At 34.2% G+C, this 6,122-nt stretch carries 6 protein-coding genes and 1 pseudogene; all 7 read right to left on the minus strand.

Annotated features, from left to right (window positions below; all coding sequences use genetic code 11):
* Positions 1-1,512 (minus strand): outer membrane beta-barrel protein (locus tag HMPREF9018_RS03450; RefSeq protein ID WP_008448206.1); only part of this gene is annotated, 1,512 nt, incomplete at its 3' end.
* A 2-nt stretch (positions 1,513-1,514) separates the two neighbouring features.
* A complete protein-coding gene (locus HMPREF9018_RS03455; RefSeq protein WP_008448201.1) occupies positions 1,515-2,780 on the minus strand; it encodes a DUF6734 family protein in 1,266 nt (421 codons plus the stop codon).
* Positions 2,777-3,790, minus strand: coding sequence for a grasp-with-spasm system SPASM domain peptide maturase (gene gwsS / locus HMPREF9018_RS03460; protein WP_008448208.1), 1,014 nt, complete (start codon positions 3,788-3,790; stop codon positions 2,777-2,779). Before gwsS ends, HMPREF9018_RS03455 begins: the two co-directional genes overlap by 4 nt.
* A 226-nt stretch (positions 3,791-4,016) precedes the next feature.
* Complete coding sequence (gene gwsG / locus HMPREF9018_RS03470; protein WP_008448213.1) at positions 4,017-5,009, minus strand: grasp-with-spasm system ATP-grasp peptide maturase; 993 nt, start codon at positions 5,007-5,009, stop codon at positions 4,017-4,019.
* Positions 5,010-5,097: 88 nt separating this feature from the next.
* Positions 5,098-5,310, minus strand: a complete 213-nt coding sequence (locus HMPREF9018_RS03475; protein ID WP_039864233.1) for a TIGR04149 family rSAM-modified RiPP — start codon at positions 5,308-5,310, stop codon at positions 5,098-5,100.
* A 116-nt stretch (positions 5,311-5,426) separates the two neighbouring features.
* A pseudogene (locus HMPREF9018_RS03480) lies at positions 5,427-5,762 on the minus strand (bifunctional DNA primase/helicase); the annotation flags it as partial.
* 119 nt (positions 5,763-5,881) lie between these two features.
* The coding region (locus HMPREF9018_RS03485; RefSeq protein ID WP_008448204.1) for a transposase at positions 5,882-6,122 on the minus strand (241 nt) is incomplete at its 5' end.

Genomic DNA, 6,122 nt, shown 5'->3' on the forward strand with positions numbered 1-6,122 from the left:
ATAATCACGACTTTGAGATTTCTGTTTCATATTCCCGACAAAGTATTCCCAACTAACATGTTCATAACGCAACCCTGCACTCACAGAGAATCTTCCTATTGAGGCATTTAGATTAGTAAACGCAGTCCCAAGTATTTGTTCATTTTTATTTACTGTATTCGCCATTTCGGTTTTGATGTTTTTTTCATCAAAATCGAAAATTTGTTTATAATGTGAATAGGTGAATTCACCGCCATAATTAAAAGACACTTTACTTGTTAACGGAGTATTAATGTCTGCAACAAATGAATTCATTAAATAATGAGACTTACTTTTAGTTGAAACATCAACATCATTTTGATCCTTGTAGAAAAGTTTTCTATCCTGTGTACCAACTAAAATATCATCCGTTAAATCAAGTTTAGTTTTTCCAATAAAAAAGGTGTAAAATGTATTCGTAAGCCATTGGATAAGAACATTTTTAGATCTGGTTATTCCTTCTGTGTGGAAGTCGTTTACTCCATTCGTGAAATGATCAATCATCGCATTATCAATAGTATGATTATGCGTGTATTTTGTAACCCTTGTATTGAAACCAACAGTCTGCTGGATTGAAGGCTGGTAAGTGAGCCCTAAGTTTCCATTCAGAAAAGTCATGTCATAGTCTAAAGTCGTACTATTAGTATATAACTTTGTTGGCTTACTAATAATGGATGTTCTATCCTCTGTTTTTTCCTGAGTTTTATAATTGGCATGACCTATTTCTCCTGTAATTTGCCACTTGCCAGAATTATACACTACAGATCCTCCTTCGTTATTGGAGAATTTTCGACCTCCAGTAATACTCGTATATGCATTACCTCCCACCCCATTAGGATTGTCTACTGTAAATATCTTAATTACCGCCTTAACATCTGAAGAATATCCTGATCCGGGATTTGTAATCACCTGAACTTTTTTAATTCTATCAGAATTTACAGTCTTAAGGATATTTGTATCGTAGACTTTTCTATTATTTAAATAAACAATAGCCTCACCACGGCCAAATACATTGTACTCACCGCCACCACCTGAAACAAATGGTATTTGGTTCATCAAATTATCCAATGTTCCCGCTTTAGCTAATATAGAGTTTTGAACATTTGCAGTAATGATATCATTTTCATTTTTAAAAAGACTATGTTTGCCTTTCACGATGACTTCGTCAATTTCGGCTAACATTGTTTTCAAGATAATACGTAGAGGCTGTTGAACTTTTTTAGAAAGGCTGATGGTGTCAGCAGACATGCCTACATAAGAAGTTATAAGGTAACCTGGATTTTTTCCCCCTTTAATTGCTAAAGTAAAAGTTCCCTCAGAAGATGTCGTAGTTCCTACCACATAGTGCATACAAGAATCGACTTGTATAACATTTGCTAATTTAACGACTTTTCCATTGTTATCATAAACAATACCCTTAATCGTATGCTCCTGAGCAAACATAGACACAGATGATAAAACAAGGAAAGAAATAATCAAACTTGAAATCTTCATATCTAATCAGTTTTTACTTCTAAAAATTGGTTACTATATACATTCTGGACAATCAGGTGGAAAATATTCTCCCTTATAGCAGTAGCATTAATATCTCCAGCAAGTTTATTTTCAATTATATAATCACACAATTCATTACCAGTTATGTAATCTTGGAAATAGGCCAAGAAAGATCCCCAACGTTCAAGTTTCTTGCTTTCACAGTTACGATTCAACCAATAAAAGTTTCCGTCAAAATTCAAATTGACATCCTCCCTTAATTTGAAAAGTCCCTTGGTCATTAACTCTTCTTGAGTTTTATACACCTTAAGCTTTTTGTATGAACGATTGAAATCATCAAAATATCTCATGGATTTCTCATTGATATTGTAGTGCATACCTTGACTTTCCAAGTAATCAAGAATAATGCGATACTGCCGTGGGAATTCACTTCTCAAACGATATTCCATTTGCTCACAAATAAAATTACACTGCTTTATCAAGCCAACACAATGGGTATAATTAACAGTGAATTGGGCAGTTTCCAAATTAATATATTGAGAAAAATCTGAGCAGTCGTTATTTTCTACCATGTATGCTGTAGGGATTGATTCTTTCTTGGCCATCTCAGAAAGCAGTAGTTGCTCAAAAATGATATTGAATGTACCATCTTTTCCTTTTTTTGCCAAAATATAGGGTACTGCATCTTTAACTGAATCCATTGCCATGTGAGCATAACGCTGTATGAATTCAATATTGTTACCACCAAAAAGTCCCATATTAATAGATTGTCTACATTTAGAATCTAAAATTATCTTTGGACACACTGGTACATTTTGACGTAAGAAGTCCAATGCTTCTGTATAATCATCAGTAGCTTTTGGAATAATCCATTCAATATTCTGACCTACAAGTTCAGCTTTTTCTATTTTTTCAGGGAACTTGTCTGAAATGAAAATATCATTATCAACGTGTAAAAAAGGTTCGTTTTGTAAGGAGTATGTAATTATTTTCCCATATGCCCAAAACGATTCGTCCATATCTAAATCGTTAAGAACATTATGGAAACGAGTATAGGGAAGATGTAATGCTTCTTTGAAAAGATGCATGCCAAAATCATCTGTGTATAATTCCACATCATCATAAAACTCCTTTAAAGTCAAGCAACTATATGACATAGCTGCCAACGCATAACGAAGGTTAGGCCAACCTCCATTGAGACGGTTCTGATATGTTTCTTGATTGGATTTTAAAAGAGGCTTACTCCAAAAGCTCTGTATAATTTTCATTCTAAATAAGGGTTGTAGTGACACTTTAATGGTGCTGACAAAGGGTCATTAGCATCTTTTACATAAGCACGACAGTCTTGACACATGTATCGCAACTCACAATCTTTACATTGCTTAATTTCGTCTTTTTGCACCTTCCATATTTTCTGGAATTCTGGATTATTAGCTACATTAAAAAGTTGACATTGCTCATCAAATAGACCGTAGCTTCTTTTCATAGATGGACAATTTTTTATATTACCAAATCTGTCAATAGAAATTTTTCGGTTCAGGCAATTGTTATAAGATAGTGACTCTAAATACAATTCCGTTTTTGGTAACATATACCAAGGAGAAATCACACCACATTGCTCCTCTGATGTGATAGATTCAGAAGTATATATTATATATATCTCCTCACTATCATAGATTTTCTCTATCCCTTTGGGACAACTAGAGACAGTAACTTTCCTTATTCTGGGATTGGCATATCGAAGTTGCAAAATGTTCTCAAGTTGCATTTCTTCTGTATATGGGAATAGCAATTCTAAATCACGAATACACGTTCTTTTTGTATATGTTATTACAGATAACAAAGAATCCAATCTCATATCGTTATAAAAACGAAGTTCAAGATTTTCGCAGCCTATGTCATGCAATTGTTTAATAGCCTTTTGCAAATCATATGAAGAATTGCTATCGTAATCAAAAATAGCATTTGTAATCAAATGTGGTGCCTGAACTTTAGCACTTATTGCCTTAAATTTTACTTCATCCTTATCACAGAACAATCCTAAATCTTTCTTATTGAGGAAATTCATATACTCTTCTATCGTATCTTCATTACCTGGATATTTTTTTAGGATTTGACCTAATGAGAGATGCTTATCGTGTTTTAAAATATATGAAAGTGAATGAGGAATTAACACATAAGATTCTCTCTGCAAGTCATAAATAGCAGATTTATTCTTCCCATCGACAACCTTACAACATGGGAAAAGTACAAAGTATTTATTGTGATTAAATTTCATATTTTTTTAATCTGTAGCTTCTCGGGTGTACTCAGGTATCTTGATATGTGTTTTGAATAGACCATGCAAAAATAATCTAAATTGAACTTGTCTGGACAGGTAGCAGTACATTGTAGTCCTGCTATATCTTTTGCCTTAGAGTTAACTATAATCTTCTCTGCTAGCAGATAATTCAAACTTAATAGTCTTCTCGTATCTTTGTCGACAAATCTATAAAACTTTTGTTTCATATATTAACTGATGAATGTGTAGTATCCAGATTTATAAGTCTTTTAGCAACTATTTTATGGAGTCCATAATTACATGGGAAATCTATCATTCCAAACTGACCTGTAGGGTTTATTTCCAAGAAATAAAGCTTGTTGTCAGTGCCCTTAATCATATCTATTGAGCCACAATTCAAATGAAGATTGTGCATCAACTTACTCAACCGCCGTTTAGTATCCACGTCAAGGTCGCAAGGAACATAGCGATTAGGTTTATCCCAATTATAATTTCTAAAATCCAATTTTGTCTTCTTGTCACTTTGAGAGAAAATAGCCATAGTATAGAAACGTCCACAAATATAGAAAATACGAAGTTCGTACTTCTTTGCAATTGTTTTCTGCACTAGTGATGGCATGAATATCTCTGGCAATCTATCAAAACTCCTTTTATCCACCATAGTAGTGTACATCATGCTCTTATGATTATCGCCCCATGAGGGCAAAATTGGGTCAAGAACAGATTTCGATATTACTTTTCCTACTAAACTCTTTAAGTCATTCTTAGAATTAAGAATATAAGAGTCAGCTATATTTAGACCACATTTGCTGGCTTGATAAAGCACATCAAATTTATTGATATTTATATATTCAGGGTCAGTTAGCCAATTTCTGTCTCTCAAAGCATAATTAAAGAAGTCTATAACCTTATGGAATTCTTTCGTAATGTGGTTAATAAGTTCTTCATTAAGTTTTTTAGTCTTACAAATTTCCTTGTAAGTATTGGAACATCTGAAGAAGCCATATTTTCTAAACCAAACTGCACCGATATTTTCCAATGGGATTTCATTATTATCGAATAAGCATTGAAATTTAGAGCCCGTAAGAGAAATCTTTATCTGCTTATTGATAAAGTCACTGGTGTTAATCCTCATGAATGGATGCTTGTAATACTTAAGCCAATCTTGAACCAAATCAGCACTTAAATCACCATCATTAGTAAGAATCAAAATCATTTTACTTTCTACTTTCTAAAAGTAAGAGAGCACGTGTATAAAGCCATGCTCTCTCATTCCCTCTTAGTTACTTTATTGGCATGTGGAATTAATCGCCATAAACACCATCAGCAGAAGCACTACCGTCATCACCAGCATGACCATTAGAATAGCAAGTCACAGTATTTAAAGTGTAGCCACCCTTGAGACGTTTCATTTTTTCAACATCAATTGCGCTGAATTTAGGCGCAGTAATCTTTTCAAATTTTTTCATTTTTAATAGCTTTTTAATTATATTGCTGGTTTGTTTGTATATCACCATCGAGATATGTTTATCTAGAAAAACGCACGAATTTAATAAAAATTTTTAGGATAACAAGAGTAGATTGGGTGTTAATTGTTGCCCTTAACATAAATTAAGCATTCTTACAATTAAAGTATCAGGTCAGCAATACCATCGATAACCACAAGATGGATACCTCCATGTCTATGGTGAAACAGGGCCATGCTCTCACGAATGATTTTCAGTCTGTCTTTGCGGGAGAGCGATGCAAGGTAAAGCGAATGGTAAAATTGTGGCACAGACTCAACGCCAGCTCTCCGAAGAGTCTTACCCAAGTTTTCTTGTAGTTGTGCCTCGGACTGCTCCGTATCATAGTGAAGCACTGCCATGCCTTTGGGATTGGCTGTAACATCCAACCCCAGGGTTTGCTCAGCCTGTAACCGTTCGGCGACAAGTGTACCCGCAAGAATTGCGGATATATAGACCCCAGTTCGGGTTAAGCCGTCTATATTTTGATAAGTTAGGAGCATTATTCCTTGTTAGAATCATGTGCACGATAATACATCCCACTCTATCATGAATGGGATATGATTTAGATAAAAAATGTTGTTTAAAACAACGCCAACTGTTTAGTGTCTTTTATGCAATATCCCTGTAGAGCTTCTGGCTTGTTTTCAAAGAAGCAGTATGCCCCCAAGGCAAATACAAGATTCATGATAAAGTTTGTCACAGACCTATGGCGTGAATGTACAATTTGGGCAGTGTTTTTCAGAAGATCATTGATGGTTTCTATGATATATCTTTTGCGTAGCATCATTCTATCATAGAAAGGCATGAGTTTGTTTTTCATA

Origin of the sequence: Prevotella amnii CRIS 21A-A (genome assembly GCF_000177355.1) — a bacterium.
Lineage (GTDB): Bacteria > Bacteroidota > Bacteroidia > Bacteroidales > Bacteroidaceae > Prevotella > Prevotella amnii.

What these genes read in the sequence shown, in the direction of transcription:
- HMPREF9018_RS03475 (WP_039864233.1), bottom strand. Translation starts at nt 5,310, where the DNA reads ATGGTGATATACAAACAAACCAGCAATATAATTAAAAAGCTATTAAAA.
- HMPREF9018_RS03455 (WP_008448201.1), bottom strand. Translation starts at nt 2,780, where the DNA reads ATGAAAATTATACAGAGCTTTTGGAGTAAGCCTCTTTTAAAATCCAAT.
- gwsS (WP_008448208.1), bottom strand. Translation starts at nt 3,790, where the DNA reads ATGAAATTTAATCACAATAAATACTTTGTACTTTTCCCATGTTGTAAG.
- gwsG (WP_008448213.1), bottom strand. Translation starts at nt 5,009, where the DNA reads ATGATTTTGATTCTTACTAATGATGGTGATTTAAGTGCTGATTTGGTT.